At 57.1% G+C, this 17,335-nt stretch carries 12 protein-coding genes; 11 read left to right on the top strand and 1 reads right to left on the bottom strand.

Annotated features, from left to right (window positions below; all coding sequences use genetic code 11):
• Positions 1-32 precede the first annotated feature (32 nt).
• The 11 genes from G512_RS21810 (at position 33) to G512_RS21805 (ending at position 14,708) form a co-directional block, all read left to right on the top strand.
• Positions 33-458 carry an RT0821/Lpp0805 family surface protein gene (locus G512_RS21810; protein WP_051269617.1) on the top strand — a complete coding sequence of 142 codons (426 nt, stop codon included), beginning with the start codon at positions 33-35 and terminating at the stop codon, positions 456-458.
• Positions 459-554: 96 nt separating this feature from the next.
• Positions 555-1,958, top strand: a complete 1,404-nt coding sequence (locus tag G512_RS0118425; RefSeq protein ID WP_028482982.1) for a hypothetical protein — start codon at positions 555-557, stop codon at positions 1,956-1,958.
• Positions 1,959-2,091: 133 nt separating this feature from the next.
• A complete protein-coding gene (gene ccmI / locus G512_RS0118420; protein WP_081657558.1) occupies positions 2,092-3,261 on the top strand; it encodes a c-type cytochrome biogenesis protein CcmI in 1,170 nt (389 codons plus the stop codon).
• 92 nt (positions 3,262-3,353) lie between these two features.
• On the top strand, positions 3,354-3,824 hold the full coding sequence (gene ccmE / locus G512_RS0118415; protein WP_028482980.1) for a cytochrome c maturation protein CcmE: 471 nt from the start codon (positions 3,354-3,356) through the stop codon (positions 3,822-3,824).
• Between the two features lie 105 nt (positions 3,825-3,929).
• The gene (locus G512_RS0118410) at positions 3,930-5,930 is read left to right on the top strand and encodes a heme lyase CcmF/NrfE family subunit (protein WP_028482979.1); all 2,001 of its coding nucleotides are present in this window, start codon (positions 3,930-3,932) and stop codon (positions 5,928-5,930) included.
• 9 nt (positions 5,931-5,939) lie between these two features.
• Positions 5,940-6,416, top strand: coding sequence for a cytochrome c-type biogenesis protein (locus G512_RS0118405; RefSeq protein WP_028482978.1), 477 nt, complete (start codon positions 5,940-5,942; stop codon positions 6,414-6,416).
• Between the two features lie 100 nt (positions 6,417-6,516).
• Entirely contained in the window at positions 6,517-7,767 is a 1,251-nt protein-coding gene (locus G512_RS0118400) for a bifunctional alpha/beta hydrolase/OsmC family protein (protein ID WP_028482977.1), read from the top strand.
• Between the two features lie 171 nt (positions 7,768-7,938).
• The gene (locus G512_RS0118395; protein ID WP_228130533.1) at positions 7,939-9,417 is read left to right on the top strand and encodes a Do family serine endopeptidase; all 1,479 of its coding nucleotides are present in this window, start codon (positions 7,939-7,941) and stop codon (positions 9,415-9,417) included.
• Between the two features lie 201 nt (positions 9,418-9,618).
• Entirely contained in the window at positions 9,619-10,299 is a 681-nt protein-coding gene (locus G512_RS0118390) for a response regulator transcription factor (RefSeq protein ID WP_028482975.1), read from the top strand.
• Positions 10,283-11,758, top strand: coding sequence for a sensor histidine kinase (locus G512_RS0118385; RefSeq protein ID WP_028482974.1), 1,476 nt, complete (start codon positions 10,283-10,285; stop codon positions 11,756-11,758). The genes G512_RS0118390 and G512_RS0118385 overlap by 17 nt, the downstream gene beginning before the upstream one ends.
• The gene (locus G512_RS21805; protein ID WP_208975067.1) at positions 11,718-14,708 is read left to right on the top strand and encodes a bifunctional [glutamine synthetase] adenylyltransferase/[glutamine synthetase]-adenylyl-L-tyrosine phosphorylase; all 2,991 of its coding nucleotides are present in this window, start codon (positions 11,718-11,720) and stop codon (positions 14,706-14,708) included. The genes G512_RS0118385 and G512_RS21805 overlap by 41 nt, the downstream gene beginning before the upstream one ends.
• Before the next feature lie 111 nt (positions 14,709-14,819).
• Here the strand turns inward: G512_RS21805 and G512_RS0118375 are convergent, their stop codons facing one another.
• A complete protein-coding gene (locus G512_RS0118375; protein ID WP_028482973.1) occupies positions 14,820-17,171 on the bottom strand; it encodes a PAS domain-containing sensor histidine kinase in 2,352 nt (783 codons plus the stop codon).
• Between the last annotated feature and the right edge of the window lie 164 nt (positions 17,172-17,335).

Here is a 17,335-nt window from a genome sequence, read left to right as displayed (position 1 = left end):
CGTCTTAGTTAGGGAGCCTTGGGCTTATAACCATGTATCGGATTGGCGTCTGCCTCTCTTTTTGTCTTGCACTGGTTGGTTGCGGAACGCCATCGTCCGAGGCCAACAACGACAGTGCCATGGTCGGCTTCTGGGCATCTCCGGCCTCAGATCCGAGCGGTCAGCAAGCCATCAATGGTGTGGTTGTGCCGCAATTGGAAGACCTGTTGGCTGATAGAGATCTGAGTACGGCAGAAAAAGCCCAAACAGCGGCCTTGGATGCAAGTGAAACCGGTAGTCTTGTGAAATGGACAAGTCGCCGGGCAGACGCGCAGGGTGCGGTCCGTAGCGGGCCCGTCTACTATGTAAACGACAAGCCCTGCCGCGATTACACGCATTCCATCGAGATTGATGAGCAGAAGTTGATCTTCAATGGCGCTGCATGTAAATCCGGCAAGAATTGGACTGTTTTGAATTAGCCGCCAGCCCTTGTTCATCCCGGGGATATTATCCCTTCTTAATGGTTAAGTAATTCGTGCTGATTATACTCACTCCAAGGTTTGGAATGAGTTTATATGCCGAATACACAGTTGAAATCCGAAAAACTATCCGAGTTCCTCGGCGGCTTGTCTCCGCAGGCCTTGCGAATGCTTGTTCGGTCTATCGAGACCTCGGAGCAGAAGGGAACACGGATACCCAACAGTGCGCTGATCATGCCATTGGCGCAGGGGCTTCTGCGTAAGTCGGCGTCGCCACGGCGTTTGGGGTTTCGCTCGTCACCATTGCAGCGCGTGGTATTCTCGCCATTGCAGCCCTTTTTTATAAACGAGCACATGCCCGTAAAAACTCAGGGGCTGATAGAGCGCGGTTTTCTCGACAGTTTTTGGCGTTATCTTGAGGACGATCTTCTGAAGGATGAAATCCTGCAATGCCGTCTGGCAATGGAACACGGCACGGATGACATCGAACAGGATGAAGACGCCTTTTTGCAAAGTTTGGCGGTCGAACTACGCAAACAGATTGTGTCTGCGGCCAAACAGCGACTGGAGGCCGCCGAGCACTCCTTGAGCGAACGCCGGCATTTGCGCCGCCGATTAGGCGGTGAGCGCAACATGGAAGAGCTGGAGGATGCATTGCGCATCTTCGAGGCCTCGGAGCGACTGAAACAGTTCATGGATGATCTGCCGCGCATGGACAAGGATGAGAATGGCTTGTTCCCGGTCAAGCTCATTCGATACTTGCGCGAATACATCAAGAAAACGCCTGCAGATGGCCACTATGTGGCAGGCTTGTTGGTCAGTCGGCGCGGTGTGACGGCGGCCGGCTTGATCGAATTGGCCATGGACATGTGTGAAACACGCGACATGCGGCTGGTGGAAGAAAGTCCTTACAAACCGCTTGGAACCTACGCCTTGTGCGAGATTGCACGTCAAATCCAAGGTGTCGAAAACTGGAAGCATGCACCATTTGGTGAGTTGGGCTACCCGGAGGCGCTGCGCGAAGCGCTCCGGTCTTTGGATGCTGTGTTGTTGCTCACTGATTTCAAGAATTGCCGTCAGTGGGCGCGTACCTTTGAGCAGACCCGTGCATTCATCACCAAAATGGTTCGAGATGATATCGATAGTCTGATTCCTTCCATGGACAAGGCCTTGGAAGAAGCGCGCGGCCAGAAGTCGGGAGATCGCAAGGCATTGCGCAACGCCATTCGAGTGATGAAAGTGGCGGAGTTGATGCCCGGCCATGCTCAGAATCTTGGGTTGTCTGAGGCAAGCTTGCCGCTTCAGCGCAAGATCGAGCAGTTTTTTGAAGGACGAGGCGACAAATTGTTGGGCCGAATTCAGGCAGAAAGCTTGCAGGATGGGGATAAGGAGGTCAGAGCCTTCGATTGCCTCGTGGCTCTTGGCGAAAATTGTTTTGGAAATGAATATGGCGGCATGATGTACAAACGCCGCTGTGCCGCGCAGAAAACTGCGGCCTAACTTTCTGAAATATCATCCAGTTTAGCATCCAACCGGCAACCGCGGGCTTTTCCGTAGCTCATGTTGCCAAGACTGCGACCGCTGGTCGCAGTCCCCCGGATATTGCGTAATTGCCCGCGAGTCTGTCTATTGCATGCCCATGATGTTCTGGATCGTATTAGCCCTTATGACTGCGGCAGTGTCTCTGTCCGTTCTTGTCGCTGTTTCCCGTGCGCGCCATGCGCCTTTACGGGAAGAGAATGATATAGAGGTCTTCCGTCAGCAACTGGCTGAAGTTGAAGACGATTTGCGCACCGGTGCTGTGTCAGCGGAAATGGCCGAGGCAGCGCGGACCGAGATCTCCCGGCGCTTGCTTGCAGCCAAGCGCGAGGCTGATGGACGGGCGGCGAACCAACCTGCCTCTCAAAGGGCGTGGGGGCTGCGTGTTGCTGCGATTGTGGCCATGCCGGTCTTGGCGCTGGGGCTCTATTTCTTGGTAGGCGCACCGGGGGTGCCTGACCAGCCGCTAGCCGAACGTCAAGCGCAGTTGAATCGCAATCCGGACATCAATCAGCTTATTGCCCGCACGGAAGAGCATCTGGCGCAGAACCCCGACGATGTTCAAGGGTGGATGGTACTCGCACCTGTTTACGCTCGCCAAGGTGCCTATGACAAGGCCGAGGCGGCCTATGCGCAGGCCATTCGAATTGCGGGCCCGACACCGGCGTTGGAATTGGCACGCGCAGAAATGCTGATCTTCCAGCAACAGGGAACAGTAACCGCAGAAGCAGAAGCAATGCTCAAGCGAGTGACAACGGCAGCACCAGAGCAAGCAAAGCCTCGTTTCTATCTGGCATTGGCGCTCACCCAACAGGGGCAAACAGCAGCTGCAATCACCGCATGGCGGGATTTGTTGGCTGACGCAAATGGCGATGAGCCCTGGGTCGCAGCTGCGCGCGCTCAATTGAACACGCTGACCGATCAGTCAGGGTCTTCGATTGTGTCGGGTCAGGAAACTGCCCCGACTGAGGCGAAACCGGACGAGCCACGGGGTCCAACACGTGAGGATATTGAAGCCGCACAGGACATGACCGTGCAGGATCGTCAAGCCATGGTCGCCGGCATGGTCGCCCAGTTGGAAACCCGATTGGCCGAAGACGGCGGCAGCGTTCAGGAATGGAGCCGTCTGGTGCGTTCCCTGATCGTGATTGGCGAAGAACAACGAGCGCAAGACGCGTTGGCGGCCGCACGAACCGCCTTTGACGGCGACGCGGAGGCTGAAGCGCAGCTTGACGGGGTTGCCCAAGCGTTGGGCTTGAACTAGGCCAGTACCTCAATAGATAGTATTCAATCCGGACGATGGGGATTTGATCAGCTTAGTCCGAGGCGATAGACCGCTCTGAAACGTTGGAACAGATGACGAGAAAACAAAGACGACTTACCCTTATCAGTATGGCAGGTGTGGTCCTCGCGGCTGCGGCCGGATTGGTGCTGTTTGCCTTGAATGACCAGATCGTGTTCTTCCAGAGCCCTTCGGATATTGTCGAAAAGCAGGTGCCTGAAGGTCAGCGCATTCGGTTGGGTGGACTCGTTGAGGACGGGTCGGTTGTGCATGGTGACGATGCCCACGTTCAGTTTGTCGTCACAGATCAGGTGGAGACGGTGGCTGTTGCCTATACAGGTCTGCTCCCAGACCTGTTTCGCGAAGGGCAGGGCATTGTTGCTGAAGGTTACATCGACGCCAACGGCGTGTTTCAGGCGGATCAGGTGCTCGCAAAGCACGATGAGAATTACGTGCCCAAGGAAGTGCAGCAAGCGCTGGAAGATTCCGGCCACTGGATGAACGAGGACGACGGCAGTTACGCTGCCGGTTACGCCAAGGACTAGGCCAGAAACTGGCGCGCTGGTTTCAGGCTGAGCGCGCCGCTGCCATCCACTCCCGGACAGCAACGCCCTATACTAGGGATCAGGCAGGTAAGACAGGAACCCACCATGATCATCGAGATTGGACATTATGCATTGGTCCTGGCGCTGGTGGCGTCGCTGGTGCAAAGCGTTTTTCCGGTTTGGGGCGCGCTACGGCACGATCAACGCATGATGGCCGTTGCGCCGCCGCTGGCAAACGCACAGTTCGTGCTGGTGTTGATTGCGTTTGCCGCGCTCACGCACGCTTATCTGACCTCGGATTTTTCAGTCTTGAACGTCATTGAGAACTCCCACTCGGACAAGCCGCTGATCTACAAGATTTCCGGCGTGTGGGGGAACCACGAAGGGTCCATTCTTCTTTGGGTGTTGATCCTTGTCCTGTTCGGGGCGCTGGTGTCGATGTTCAGTCGCAACCTGCCCCAGCAGCTGCGCGCGGCGACCCTTGGCGCACAAGGGTGGGTGAGCTTTGCCTTCCTGGTGTTCGTGGTGTTCAGTTCCAACCCGTTTTTGCGGGTGGCGCAGCCTCCAATGGAAGGCCGCGACCTGAATCCGATGTTGCAAGACATCGGTTTGGCGATCCATCCGCCGCTGCTTTATGTGGGATACGTCGGATTTTCCATCGTGTTCTCGTTTGCCATTGCAGCGCTGATTATTGGCCGTATTGATGCGGCATGGGCGCGCTGGGTCCGGCCATGGGTACTGGTGTCTTGGGTCTTCCTGACACTGGGTATCGCAATGGGGTCTTATTGGGCCTACTACGAGCTCGGTTGGGGGGGCTGGTGGTTCTGGGATCCTGTCGAGAATGCCTCGTTCATGCCGTGGCTGACCGGAACCGCGCTGCTGCATTCGGCCATCGTCATGGAAAAGCGCGACGCGCTGAAAGTCTGGACAATCTTCCTCGCGCTGTTGACCTTCTCGTTGTCCTTGCTGGGAACATTCCTGGTGCGCTCTGGTGTGCTGACCTCTGTGCATGCCTTCGCGGTTGACCCGGAACGTGGATTGTTCATCCTCGGTATCCTGATGGTCTTCGTTGGAGGCTCGCTGTCCATTTTTGCCTGGCGGGCGCCGCTTTTGAAGCAGGGTGGTCTGTTTGCACCTGTCAGCCGGGAAGGGGCCTTGGTGCTCAACAACCTGTTCCTGACCACAGCAACGGCAGCGGTCTTTTTCGGCACGTTGTATCCACTCGTTTTGGAAGCCATGACCGGAGAAAAGATTTCCGTGGGGCCGCCGTTCTTCAATCTCACCTTCGGTCCGCTCATGGTACCCGTTTTGCTGATGATGCCTTTCGGCCAGTTGCTGGCGTGGAAGCGGGGTGATTTGTGGGGCGTTACCCAGCGTCTGGCCTTGGCTTTCGGGATGACACTGGTCGCGATGATGCTGCTCGCGTGGTTCATGGGGGGACAGAACATACTGGCGGCACTGGGCTTTGGTATCTCGTTCTGGGTCATTTTTGGCGCCCTTTGGGAAATCGTGGACCGCATCAAGCCCCACAAGGTGGGATGGTCAAAGGCCATGCATCGCTTTGTTGGTTTGCCGCGAACGGTCTTTGCAACGGCGCTGGGGCACCTTGGCGTTGGGCTGACGGCGCTGGGTATTGTCACTGTTTCGGCATATGAGACCGAGACTGTACTGACCATGCAGCCGGGTCAGACACGGGATGTGGCAGGATACAGCATCACCTATGATCGAACCTGGGATCAGCGCGGACCCAACTTCGTGGAGCGGGTAGCCGAATTCACCTTGCGTCAGGATGGGATGGTAATTGACAGCATGTATCCGTCCAAACGCGTTTACAATGCCAGCGGGCGACCGATGACGGAAGCGGCGCTCCACACGGAAGGCTTCTCGCAGATCTACATTTCCATGGGCGACAACACGGCAGATGGCGGTCTGGTGACACGGGTCTACTACAAGCCCTTGATCACACTGATATGGATCGGAGCCCTCGTCATGTCCCTCGGCGGACTCATTGCCTTGCTGGATCGCAAGCTCCATGTGGGCGCACCACAACCGGCTCGTAAGAGTGCAACGGCCCGTGCCCGTGCGGCCAGCACCCCGGCAGAGTGAGGTGAGGCCATGAGAAACACGGTTCTTTCCGCTCTTCTGTTGGTTATGGCGCTTTGGGGCGGACCGGCGTTGGCTGTCAATCCGGATGAGATGCTGGATGATCCGGCCCTTGAGCAACGGGCGCGTGATCTTTCAGCGGAGATACGCTGTGTTGTTTGCCAGAACCAGTCGATAGATGACTCCAACGCCCAGCTTGCCAAGGATTTGCGGCTGCTGGTCCGTGAGCGCCTTCAAGAAGGGGACAGCGATCAGGAAGTGCTTGATTATCTGGTCGAGCGCTATGGTGAGTTCGTTCTGATGAAGCCGCGTTTTGCGCCTCACACCTGGTTGTTATGGGCAGGCGGTCCCTTGATCCTGCTGGTCGGCGCCGCCGTGATTTTTATCGGCCTGCGCCGCCGGCGCAAACAGATTTCCGAAGGGCTGGTGCCACCGCCGCTTAGCGCCAAGGAAAAGCAAGAGCTGGAGGACCTCTTCAAGGAAGAGTGATCCTTTCTGCTCAATTTGATAGGTCTTCTCCCTTTATATGCGTGAGTGGGGCGCTTACCTCAATGAGGACGTGTCCCACGATGCATCACCGGAGATAGACATGAACCAGCATCCGCAGAAGTTGAGTTTCAAAGGCGCTTCCGGCGCGGATCTTGCCGCAAGGCTGGATTTGCCGGCGGGAACGATCCGTGCCTACGCCCTCTTTGCACACTGCTTCACATGCTCGAAAGACCTATCTGCAGCGCGAAACATCGCGCAAGCCCTCACGAGGGAGGGGATCGCGGTTCTCAGGTTCGATTTTACGGGTCTTGGCGGCAGCGGTGGAGACTTCTCGTCCTCCAATTTTTCCAGCAATCTTCAAGACTTGCTATCCGCAACCGACTACATGCGTCGTTCGTTCGAAGCTCCGGAGCTGTTGATCGGGCATTCTCTTGGCGGTGCTGCCGTTTTGGCAGCAGCCCCCGAAATCCCTGAGGCAAAGGCCGTCGTCACAATTGGGGCTCCCTCCACCGCAAACCACGTGGTGCAAAACTTCGAGGTGGCGCTCGATACCATCCGCGACGAGGGAGAGGCGACTGTTTCGCTGGCCGGCCGCGAGTTCACCATCCAGCGTCAGTTCCTTGAAGATCTGGAAAACCATGATGTGAAAACGCAGATTTCCCATCTGCGCAAGGCGCTGCTTGTCATGCATGCGCCCCTGGACGAGATCGTGGGGGTTGATAATGCCAGCGACATTTTCCTCGCGGCCAAGCATCCCAAGAGCTTTGTCTCACTGGATACAGCGGATCATCTCTTGAGCCGGGCGGACGATGCGGAATACGCAGCCACTGTGATCGCCGGATGGGCATCGCGCTATCTCACGAAACAAACGCCTCAATCCTCGGATGTTGATGACCAGCCGGTCAGCGCGCTTGTTCAGGAAACCGGACTTGGGAAGTTCCAGAACATGGTCAAGGTCGGAAGGCATCGTATGATCGCCGACGAGCCCGCTTCGGTCGGCGGCGACGATACCGGCCCTTCTCCTTACGATTATGTCAGTGTTGCGTTGGCTGCCTGTACCTCGATGACGCTGCGAATCTATGCTGGTTTCAAGAAGCTTGAGGTCGGCCCTATCTCGGTTACCGTGGATCATGAAAAGGTGGCCTCTGCTCATTGCAATGATTGCGGGGCTGTTGCTGAAGGCAAGGCCGGAAAGATCGACCGCTTTGAACGCCGGATACGGATCGACGGGCAGGTTGATGACCAAACCCGCGAGAAACTACTGGAAATTGCTGATAAGTGTCCGGTTCACAAGACACTGGAAGGTACGGCCGCCGTTGTGACCACGGTAGAAGGACGGGCACCTGCTTGAGCGGTTGGCCTCCAATATTACAGAAGCTTAATCTGGCAGATAGGTCGCCGTAATATTCGCTGCGGCATAGTCCTCTTCAAGTTCGGGAGAGCCGTCGGATCCAAAGCCGGCGCGGGCCCTCTCTCCACTCCCTTAGTTTTACCGGATTTGAATTGAATGGAAGCCGTGAACATGAAAACAACCCTTCGTTCGAAACTCCTCACAGGTGCTGTCGCTTTGGCTGTAACGGGTGCGTTGGTAGCGCCGGTGGCGCTTCCTACAGCGCCTGCATTTGCTGACCCTGTGCGCGTAGATGCACCGGCTATGGCAAATTTTGCACCGGTTGTTGAAGCTGTGCAGCCGGCGGTGGTGAGCGTGCGAGTGCGGTCGGAAATCAAAGCTGCATCAAACCCGCTGGGCGGTGTGCCGCCCATGTTCCGCAACCTGCCCAAGGATCATCCGTTCCGTCACTTCTTTGATGAATTCGGCGGTGGCGGCGACAAAGAGCGGCGCACCCCACGCCGGTTCGGCCAGTCTCAGGGATCTGGGTTCTTTATTTCGGAAGATGGCTATCTGGTCACCAACGATCATGTGGTCAAGAATGGCACCGAGTTCACCGTCGTGACCGATGATGGCGAAGAATACGAGGCGAAACTGGTTGGCACTGACGAACGATCCGACTTGGCCTTGCTGAAAGTAGACGCTGACAAGAACTTCACCTATGTCGGGTTTGCCGATCAGACCCCAATGGTGGGTGAGTGGGTCGTTGCCGTTGGGAACCCGTTCGGGTTGGGCGGCACGGTTACCGCAGGTATCGTCTCCGCACGGGGGCGTGACATCGGCGCCAGCCTTTATGATGACTTTATCCAGATCGATGCCTCTGTGAACCGCGGCAACTCCGGTGGCCCTGCCTTCAACATTCACGGCGAAGTGATTGGCGTTAACTCCGCCATTATCTCTCCTAGCGGCGGCAACGTTGGGATTGCGTTTGCCATTCCGGCAGCCACCGCCAGCAAGATCATTGCTGACCTTAAGGAAGACGGGTCCGTAACACGCGGTTGGCTTGGTGTCCAGATCCAGCCGGTGACGGATGACATTGCCGAGTCTCTTGGTCTCGAAAACACCGATGGCACATTGGTCGCGGAAACTCAGGAGGACACACCGGCAGCCAAGGCTGGCCTTCGCTCGGGTGATGTTATTTTGAAAGTGGATGATCAGGAAGTGGATGGTCCTCGCGAACTGGCACGCACCATTGCCGACTACCGTCCGGACTCGGAGGTCGTGATCACCCTGTGGCGTGATGGCGAAGTCATCGAAATGACCGTGAAACTCGGCACCTATCCTCAGGATGAACAGGTTGCCGCAGTCACCGGCGATGATGGCACGGCCCTTGTTGATAGCCTGGGACTTGAACTGGCGACTGCCAAGGAAGCCGGAGTGGACGGTGAAGGTGTTGTCGTGGTTCGTGTAGATCCTGATAGTCCAGCCGCCGAAAAAGGCTTGCGTGAGGGTGCGATTATTACGGCTGTCGCGGGCAAGGACGTTTCAACCCCTGCTGACGTTGCCGAGCAGGTTGAAGCCGCTCGTGAACAGGGACGCAAGGCTGTGTTGCTTCGTGTGACCAGCAACAACAACACACTGTTTGTGGCGATCCCGTTCGAAGACGCCTGATTATTGGCCCCGTGGCCAGCCCCCATGTCCCCCGTCTCTTTTGAGGGGCTGGCCGAAATTGCAAAACACCTGCGGTTCGCCGCAGGTGTTTTTCCTGTGTCAAGGAGCGGGAAAGGTCTCAATGCTGTGCCTTTGGGTCGGGACAAGTGTTTGCCCGGCTGCGCGAGGGTGCTAGAACCACCGCCGGAGGATGGTTGTGCAATGAAAATCCTGATCATAGAAGATGATAGTCAGGCGGCCCAGTATTTGCTCAAGGCCCTGAAGGAAGCCGGTCATAACCCCGACCATGCGGCAGATGGCGAAGAGGGGCTGGAGTACGCGCTGGCGCAATCCTGGGACGTGCTTGTGGTTGATCGCATGTTGCCCAAAAGAGACGGCCTGTCGGTCATTGAGGAACTGCGCAAGGCGGGCAATCACACGCCTGTGCTGATCCTGTCTGCGTTGTCGCAAGTGGATGATCGTGTGGAGGGGCTGCGCGCGGGCGGTGATGACTATCTTCCCAAGCCCTACGCGTTTTCCGAGTTGTTGGCCCGGGTGGAAGTTCTGGGGCGTCGTCAATCTGCAACTCAGGTGGAAACGCATTTGAAAGTGGGAGACCTCGTATTGGACAGGCTGGCTCATACCGTGACACGAGCTGGCCAGCCCATTGTGTTGCAACCACGCGAATTTCGCCTGCTTGAGTACCTCATGAAACACGCCGGGCAGGTCGTCACGCGCACCATGCTGCTGGAAAACGTGTGGGACTATCACTTTGACCCGCAGACCAACGTGATAGATGTCCATATCTCCCGGTTGCGATCAAAGATCGACAAGGGCTTCGAGACGCAACTTCTTCATACCATCCGCGGTGCAGGGTATTCGATCCGTGACAGCGCTGGCTAGATTGGTCCGCACGACCTCCTTCAAGTTGTCCTTGATCACCATCACGGTGTTCATTGGTCTGTCGCTGTTTTTGTTCCAGTTCATTTCCAGCAACACCGATGCGCTGATGCGAGAGCAGGTGGTGCAGACGGTGGACGCGGATGTGAACGGTCTGACGGAACCCTACGCCTTTGGCGGCATCACCGGATTGGCCCAAGCCATCGAGCGCCGGGTACGACAACCCAACGCCAATCTCTACCTTTTGGTCGATTTCGCCGGAAATCTGATTGCCGGCAACATTTCCCATCTGCCAACGGCTGTGCTCGACAAGGCGGATGGGGAAATACATTTTGTCAATTACCAACGCCTCAGTGAAACCGTTGAGGGCGAAGCGGCTATGCCTGAAACCTATGAGGCAGTTGTGCGGGTATTCAAGCTGCCCGGCAATTTTCGTTTGCTGGTGGGGCGGGAGTTGGAAGAACAGTCACGGCTGCATGGGCTTTTGGGAGATGCACTCAAGCTCTGGCTGGCCGGCATGGTGGTTCTGGCTGTCGCCGTCTGGTTCTTTATCAGTCGGCGGATCCTCAAGCGCATGGATGGCATGACCCGCAGCAGCCAGCACATCATGGCCGGCGACCTGTCTCAGCGTCTGGAAGTGACCGGCAGCGGGGATGAGTTCGATCGTCTTGCCATCAGCCTGAACCAGATGCTGGAGCGCATTGAAGAGCTCCTGAAGGGCTTGAAGGAAGTATCGGACAACATCGCTCACGATCTCAAGACACCACTGACGCGGATGCGCGGGCGCGTGGAAGAAGCATTGCGCGAACGCCAGACAGAACCGGAACTGCGCGAGGCACTTGAGGAAACGCTTGTCGAGACCGATGAACTGATCAATACCTTCAACGCGCTCTTGAGAATCGCCCGCGTTGAAGCGGGATCGGAGGGCGTGCATATGGAAAGATTGCCGCTGCACAGCATAGCTGAGGACCTCTGCGAGCTGTACGAACCGGTTGCCGAGGATCAAGGTGTTCTCTTCCACAGTTCCGTTGACGCGGATCTTTGCGTGATGGGTGACCGTCAATTGCTGTCTCAGGCTCTTGCCAACCTGATCGAGAATGCCCTCAAGTACGGACGACCATATCACCCTGAAACACCGGCAGAAGTCAGCGTTCGCCTGTATCAACGCGGCCAGTCGGCATTGCTTGAAGTTGCTGACAATGGGACAGGCATTCCCGCGACCGAGGTTGAGCGCGTGTGCGAACGGTTCGTACGTCTCGATAACAGCCGTTCAGAACCAGGGTCGGGACTGGGTCTGGCCTTGATCAAGGCGGTAGCCGGGGTCCATCATGGTCAACTGGAGTTGACCAGCGGCGAGCCGGGCCTTGTAGCCCGGTTGGTGTTGCCACTGGTTTCTGACGTGAACGGTGGTGGAGACAGTGGTGACACACGAGAGCAACGGGTCCAAAGCGCAACCTCTTGAAGAAACGGCGTGTCTGGCACAACGCCTTGATGGCGGACCGGTGGCCCCGGACGAGCGGTTGGCTCAGGCCCATTGGCAGGATATTGAGAAAGCCATCGAAAAAGCAGAGATGTCCGAGGCATTTGCCGAGGCTTTCCGCACCTATCCGGCTCTCAAACCATTTTTGACGGGCGTTGTCACGAACTCGGCTTTTTTGAAAGAGCTGGCGCTGCGTGATATCGCCCGTTTGCTTCGGATTGTTCTCACCGCGCCCGAAGCCACCATCACCAACCTGTGCCTTCACGACGCCTATGATGCGGAGATTTCTGAAGCGGGATTGATGCAGGCCCTGCGCCGCGCCAAACAGGAGCTGGCTCTCACGACCGGGCTGGCTGATCTGGGTGGTGTGTGGCCGCTCGAGATGGTTACCGGCGCGCTGTCGGATTTTGCCGATGTCTCTCTGAATGCCTGTGTGCGCCTGTGTTACCGAGATCTTCAGGCCCGTGGGCGGTTCGATCCGGCCGATCCGGCTTCTCCGGAAAAGCAGGCAGGCTTTTTCATCCTTGCCATGGGAAAGCACGGTGCGGGGGAGTTGAATTATTCCTCGGATATCGATCTGATCGTTCTTTATGAGCCGGAATACAGCCGCCTGCAAAATGGAGCCGAGCCTCCGGTCGAGTTTGTCCGCATGACCCGGCGTATCGTCAAGATGATGAGTGAGCGCACCGGCGACGGCTATGTGTTCCGGACAGACTTGCGGCTGCGCCCCGATCCGGGGGCGACACCGCTTGCCATCTCGGTTCCGGCAGCGTTGGTTTACTATGAAAGTCTCGGTCAGAACTGGGAGCGTGCCGCGCTCATCAAGGCGCGTCCTTGCGCCGGGGATATCGCTGCTGGCGAGAGTTTTCTCTCCGAAATTCGGCCCTTCATCTGGCGCAAGTATCTGGACTACGCCGCCATCTCCGATGTGCACTCCATCAAGCGTCAGATCCACGCGCACAAGGGGTTCGGCAAGATCACCGTGGCTGGCCACAACGTGAAGCTTGGAAGAGGTGGCATCCGTGAGGTGGAGTTCTTCGCCCAGACCCAGCAGTTGATTGCTGGAGGGCGCAATCCGGATCTTCGCACCCGGCAGACGCTGGTCACCCTGGAAGAACTGGTGTCTCACGGTTGGATCGATACCGTAACCAAGGATGAACTCACCGAAGCTTACATCTACCTGCGCAAGGTCGAGCACTGCATTCAGATGGTCAACGATGAGCAGACGCACATTCTGCCCACCGACGCAGATGCCTTGGCGCGTGTCTACCATTTGATGGGCTACACCAGTCAGGAAACGTTCACCCGAGACTTGCTCACGCGGTTCCGCACGGTTCAGCATCATTATTCCGGCCTGTTCGAAAATGAACCGGAATTGACTGACAGCCTCGGAAACCTCGTCTTTACCGGAGACAGCGACGATCCAGACACACTGGCAACGCTGGAGCGTCTGGGCTTCAAACGCCCTTCCGAAGCCATTCGCATCATTCGGGAGTGGCATTATGGTCGCTATCCTGCCATGCGCACCGCCAAGTCGCGTGAACGCCTCACCGAGTTGCATCCCGTGCTTCTGGATGCACTGGCAAAAACGGACAACGCTGACAGCGCGCTTCTCAGTTTTGACGCCTTCTTGTCCAAGCTGCCCGCCGGAGTGCAGCTGTTTGGGCTTTTGCGCTCCAATCCCCATCTGCTGAATCTGTTGGCCACGGTCATGGGGTCGGCGCCGCGCATGGCCGAGATCGTCTCCAAGCGGGTCCATGTTCTGGATGCGGTATTGGATCCGGCCTTCTTCGGAGATGTGCCGACACAGGAGCAGATCGTTTCAGGCCTGGAAACAACTCTGGGGCAGGCGCGCTTTTATGAAGAGGCCCTCGACCGGGCGCGCATCTTCGTGCAGGAGCAGCAGTTTCTGCTCGGCTTGCGCTTGTTGACGGATAGCATCACGCCGTTGCAGATGGGCGAATGCCTGTCCTACCTTGCGCAGGCGGTCTTGGAGCAACTCCTGAGCCGCGTTTGGCACGAACTGGAAGAAGCTCATGGCAAGATGCCCGGTGCTCAAGTGGCATTGCTGGCCATGGGCAAACTGGGCGGGCAGGAGATTACCTGCAGCTCCGACCTCGATCTGATCCTGCTTTATGAAGTGCCGGAAGATACTCTGGAAAGCGATGGCAAAAGGTCATTGGCACCAACTCAATACTTTGCGCGGCTTACCCAGCGCCTGGTCAGCGCGCTTACCGCTCCCACTGCGGAAGGGGTCTTGTTCGAGGTGGATTTCCGCCTCAGGCCCTCGGGCAACTCAGGGCCGTTGGCAACGCGTTTCTCCTCCTTCACCGAGTACCAGCGCAAGGAAGCGTGGACATGGGAGCACATGGCACTCACCCGCGCCCGGGTCATCGCCTCGACCTGCGCGACCTTCACCTCCCAGATCGAAGAGGGTATTCGCACCATCAAGGCCGGGGACCGGGACGTCGCAAAGCTCGCTGCGGAGGTCGCCGACATGCGGGCCCGCATCCAGAAGGAAAAGCCGGCCAAGAGCCCATGGGACCTGAAACAAATCCCCGGCGGCCTGGTGGATATCGAGTTCATCGCCCAGTTTCTGCAGTTGTCTCATGGCGCAGCTCATTCGTCTGTTCTGCAGCAGAAGACTGAAACAGCCCTTCAGGCTTGCGTGAAGGCTGGCGTGTTGAGCGAAGCGCATGCAGAGATACTTGTTCCCCAATTGCGCCTCTACGAAGCTTTGAGTCAGATCCTGAAGCTGACGCTATCCGGCAAGTTTGATCCGCAAACTGCCCCACGCGGACTGCTTGATCTTTTGGTCATGGCGGGCGGTCAGCCAACGTTTGATCACCTGACACGGTTGTTGGAAGAGGGGCAGGAAAATGTTCGCAACGTATTTGAAGAGATTGTGGGTCCTGTTCGCGTTTCAAGTTGAGATCATGCCCAGCTAGAGCAGGCATGAGATCAACCCATCTGCCCTGGAAAAACAAAAAGGGCCAGTTCATGGTGAACTGGCCCTTGTCAGCTATGTGCAGGGAGGGATGGCTCAGGCGGCTTCCGCTCTTTTGGGCGTTGCTGTCTTGATGGGTAGATAAATGGTTACTTCCGTACCTTCGCCCACCTCGGATTTCAGTTCCATCTTGCCGCCATGCAACTCGCAAAGTGAGCGGGCAATCGCCAGTCCCAGGCCAGAGCCCTTGTGGGTCTTGGTGAATTGGTTTTCTACCTGAACGAATGGTTTGGCGAGACGGTCGATATCCTTTTTGGATATGCCGATTCCGTTGTCCTTTATTTTCAGGACGGCGGAATCCTTGACCTGTTCTCCCGTGACCCAGACCTGACCGTTATCAGGCGTGAACTTCACCGCATTGGCCAGCAGGTTCAAGAGGATCTGCTTGACAGCCCGTCTGTCCGCATCAATGCCAATGGCCGGCACGTTCTCGCTGGAAACGGTAATGCTCTTTTCAGCTGCGGTTGCAGAAATGATCCGGGTTGCTTCTTCCACAAGATGATCAATCTGCACGTTTTCCACGGCCAGCTCCAGGCGTCCTGCCTCGATCTTGGACATATCGAGAATGTCGTTGATGACGTTGAGAAGGTAAGTGCCACTGGAGTGAATGTCTTTGCAGTATTCTTCGTACTTATCGCTGCCAAGAGTACCGAACATTTGCTGCGTCATGATTTCAGAGAACCCAATGATCGCATTGAGCGGCGTGCGCAACTCATGGGAGATGTTGGCAAGGAACTCGGACTTTGCCTGGTTGGCATCCTCGGCGCGGGTCTTCTCCTCGGCGTACTTCTCCGCCAACTCAACCAGTTGCTGGGCCTGAGTTTCCAGTTTCTGACGAGACTGGCGCAGGTCAGCTACAGTTGCCATCAACTGGCGTTCGGAGTTCAGAAGCTGCTCTTCATGGCGTTTCAATGGCGTAATGTCGGTGCCGACCGAGACGAAGCCACCGTCCTTGGTGCGTCGTTCGGAGACCTGCAGCCAGCGACCGTCTTCCAACTCTGCTTCGTAGGTGTCGGCCAGCTCGATCTCGTCGCTCTGGGTCGGCTCTGAGGTCTGGACGATGCGCTGACGCGCTGCAGCCATGACCGTGGCATACGGGGTGCCGGACTGGGCCACATGGTCTGGAAGATTGTGCAAGGCCCGGTAGTTGGAATTGCACATGACAAGTCGGTTTTCCGTATCCCACAGCACGAACGCTTCTGAAATTGTCTCGATCGCATCCCGCAGCCGCAGGTCGGCTGTGCGGCTTTGCTCGGCCAGTTCCTTCTGCTCGGTGACGTCAATGCAAATGCCGATCAGATGTGGCTCCGAAGTGCCCTCATCAATCTGAACCTCAGCGCGGGCACGCAGCCAGATCCACGAACCATCGGCATGGCGCATGCGGAACTGTTGATCGACCGTGCTCTCACCGGTTTCCATCAGGTCCAGAGCCAGTTGATAGAGGTCGATGTCATCAGGGTGGGTCAGCTTCGTAATGTCGGCAAAGCCCATGATGTCATTGCGGGGTTCCAGCCCCAGCATTTCATAGAGCGAGGCAGACCAGAAAATCCGGCCACGAGACAGATCCCAGTCAAACAAGCCGCAGCGTCCGCGGGTCAGGGCCGTATCAATGCGGGCACGGGTTGCGGCATAGATGGCGTCAGCCTGTTGAGCACGGGTCGCCTGAGCGAAAAAGGCATAGATCAGCACGAGCAGGACACTGGCCGTGCCAACGAAAATCGTGACATTGGCAGACACTTCGGCACGCCAGCCGGCAAATACAGCGTGCTCGGGCTGCACCACGGCAACCATGCCAAGACGACCTTTCAAGTGGTGAACGGTCGCAAGCGCTGCATCATCCTGTCCCTCATGCAGCGTGAGGACACCGGCGCGCTTGCCGAAAAAGGTCATTGGCTGGCTTGCCCCCAGCAAACTGGTGAGGTTCAGGCCTTCAACCTCGGGGCGGATCGGGGCCGTTGCAACAATCTTGCCGCTCTGGTCCGTCAGCATGATCTGGCGCCCCTGACTGGTGGCGCGTGGGGGCAGGGACTCAGCCAGCGCATTTTGAAGTGCGGTGTGGTACCCCACTTCCGGCAATGTGCCTTCATAGCTGTCCATCTGCACCGTGAGGGCCGTTGCGATGAGTGTCAGGTCATCCTCGGCCTTCTGGGCGATCTGGTCATAGTCGTAGGTAAGTTCGAGCCCGCGAAACGTGGCCATGCAAACAATAAAAACAATGCACAGTGCGGGAATCAGTTTCCGAAGAAACGGTTCGGTGGTAATAAGCCTGTGGTACGCGGGTTGCGCGAGTAGTTTGATGTGTCCCGTCAAAGCCTCGGCGCCGGATATGCGCTTGGGTAAGCGCATGAATCGCCGTGCCGTCGCGCCCTGTGAAAAGGCCCGTGCCATAGATTGCCCCCAAATGTAAAAGTCCGCCGCTCACGTTTCGAGCCGTTGCCGTAGCCCGAATCACTTCCATTTGAATCCAAACGATTCGGCTTGTCTAGAGTCCAAATGCAAAAACAAAAGAAAACGGCGATGCTGGGCACCGCCGTTCTGGGAGACATTTGGAT

This window comes from Pseudovibrio exalbescens DSM 16456 (assembly GCF_000422785.1).
GTDB lineage: Bacteria > Pseudomonadota > Alphaproteobacteria > Rhizobiales > Stappiaceae > Pseudovibrio > Pseudovibrio exalbescens.
Note: the sequence above shows the minus strand (reverse complement) of the source record. Positions and strands in the feature narration are given on the sequence as shown.

What these genes read in the sequence shown, in the direction of transcription:
- G512_RS0118405 (WP_028482978.1), top strand. Translation starts at nt 5,940, where the DNA reads ATGAGAAACACGGTTCTTTCCGCTCTTCTGTTGGTTATGGCGCTTTGG.
- G512_RS0118375 (WP_028482973.1), bottom strand. Translation starts at nt 17,171, where the DNA reads ATGGCACGGGCCTTTTCACAGGGCGCGACGGCACGGCGATTCATGCGC.
- G512_RS0118410 (WP_028482979.1), top strand. Translation starts at nt 3,930, where the DNA reads ATGATCATCGAGATTGGACATTATGCATTGGTCCTGGCGCTGGTGGCG.
- G512_RS0118395 (WP_228130533.1), top strand. Translation starts at nt 7,939, where the DNA reads ATGAAAACAACCCTTCGTTCGAAACTCCTCACAGGTGCTGTCGCTTTG.
- ccmE (WP_028482980.1), top strand. Translation starts at nt 3,354, where the DNA reads ATGACGAGAAAACAAAGACGACTTACCCTTATCAGTATGGCAGGTGTG.
- G512_RS0118390 (WP_028482975.1), top strand. Translation starts at nt 9,619, where the DNA reads ATGAAAATCCTGATCATAGAAGATGATAGTCAGGCGGCCCAGTATTTG.
- G512_RS0118425 (WP_028482982.1), top strand. Translation starts at nt 555, where the DNA reads ATGCCGAATACACAGTTGAAATCCGAAAAACTATCCGAGTTCCTCGGC.
- ccmI (WP_081657558.1), top strand. Translation starts at nt 2,092, where the DNA reads ATGCCCATGATGTTCTGGATCGTATTAGCCCTTATGACTGCGGCAGTG.
- G512_RS21810 (WP_051269617.1), top strand. Translation starts at nt 33, where the DNA reads ATGTATCGGATTGGCGTCTGCCTCTCTTTTTGTCTTGCACTGGTTGGT.
- G512_RS0118400 (WP_028482977.1), top strand. Translation starts at nt 6,517, where the DNA reads ATGAACCAGCATCCGCAGAAGTTGAGTTTCAAAGGCGCTTCCGGCGCG.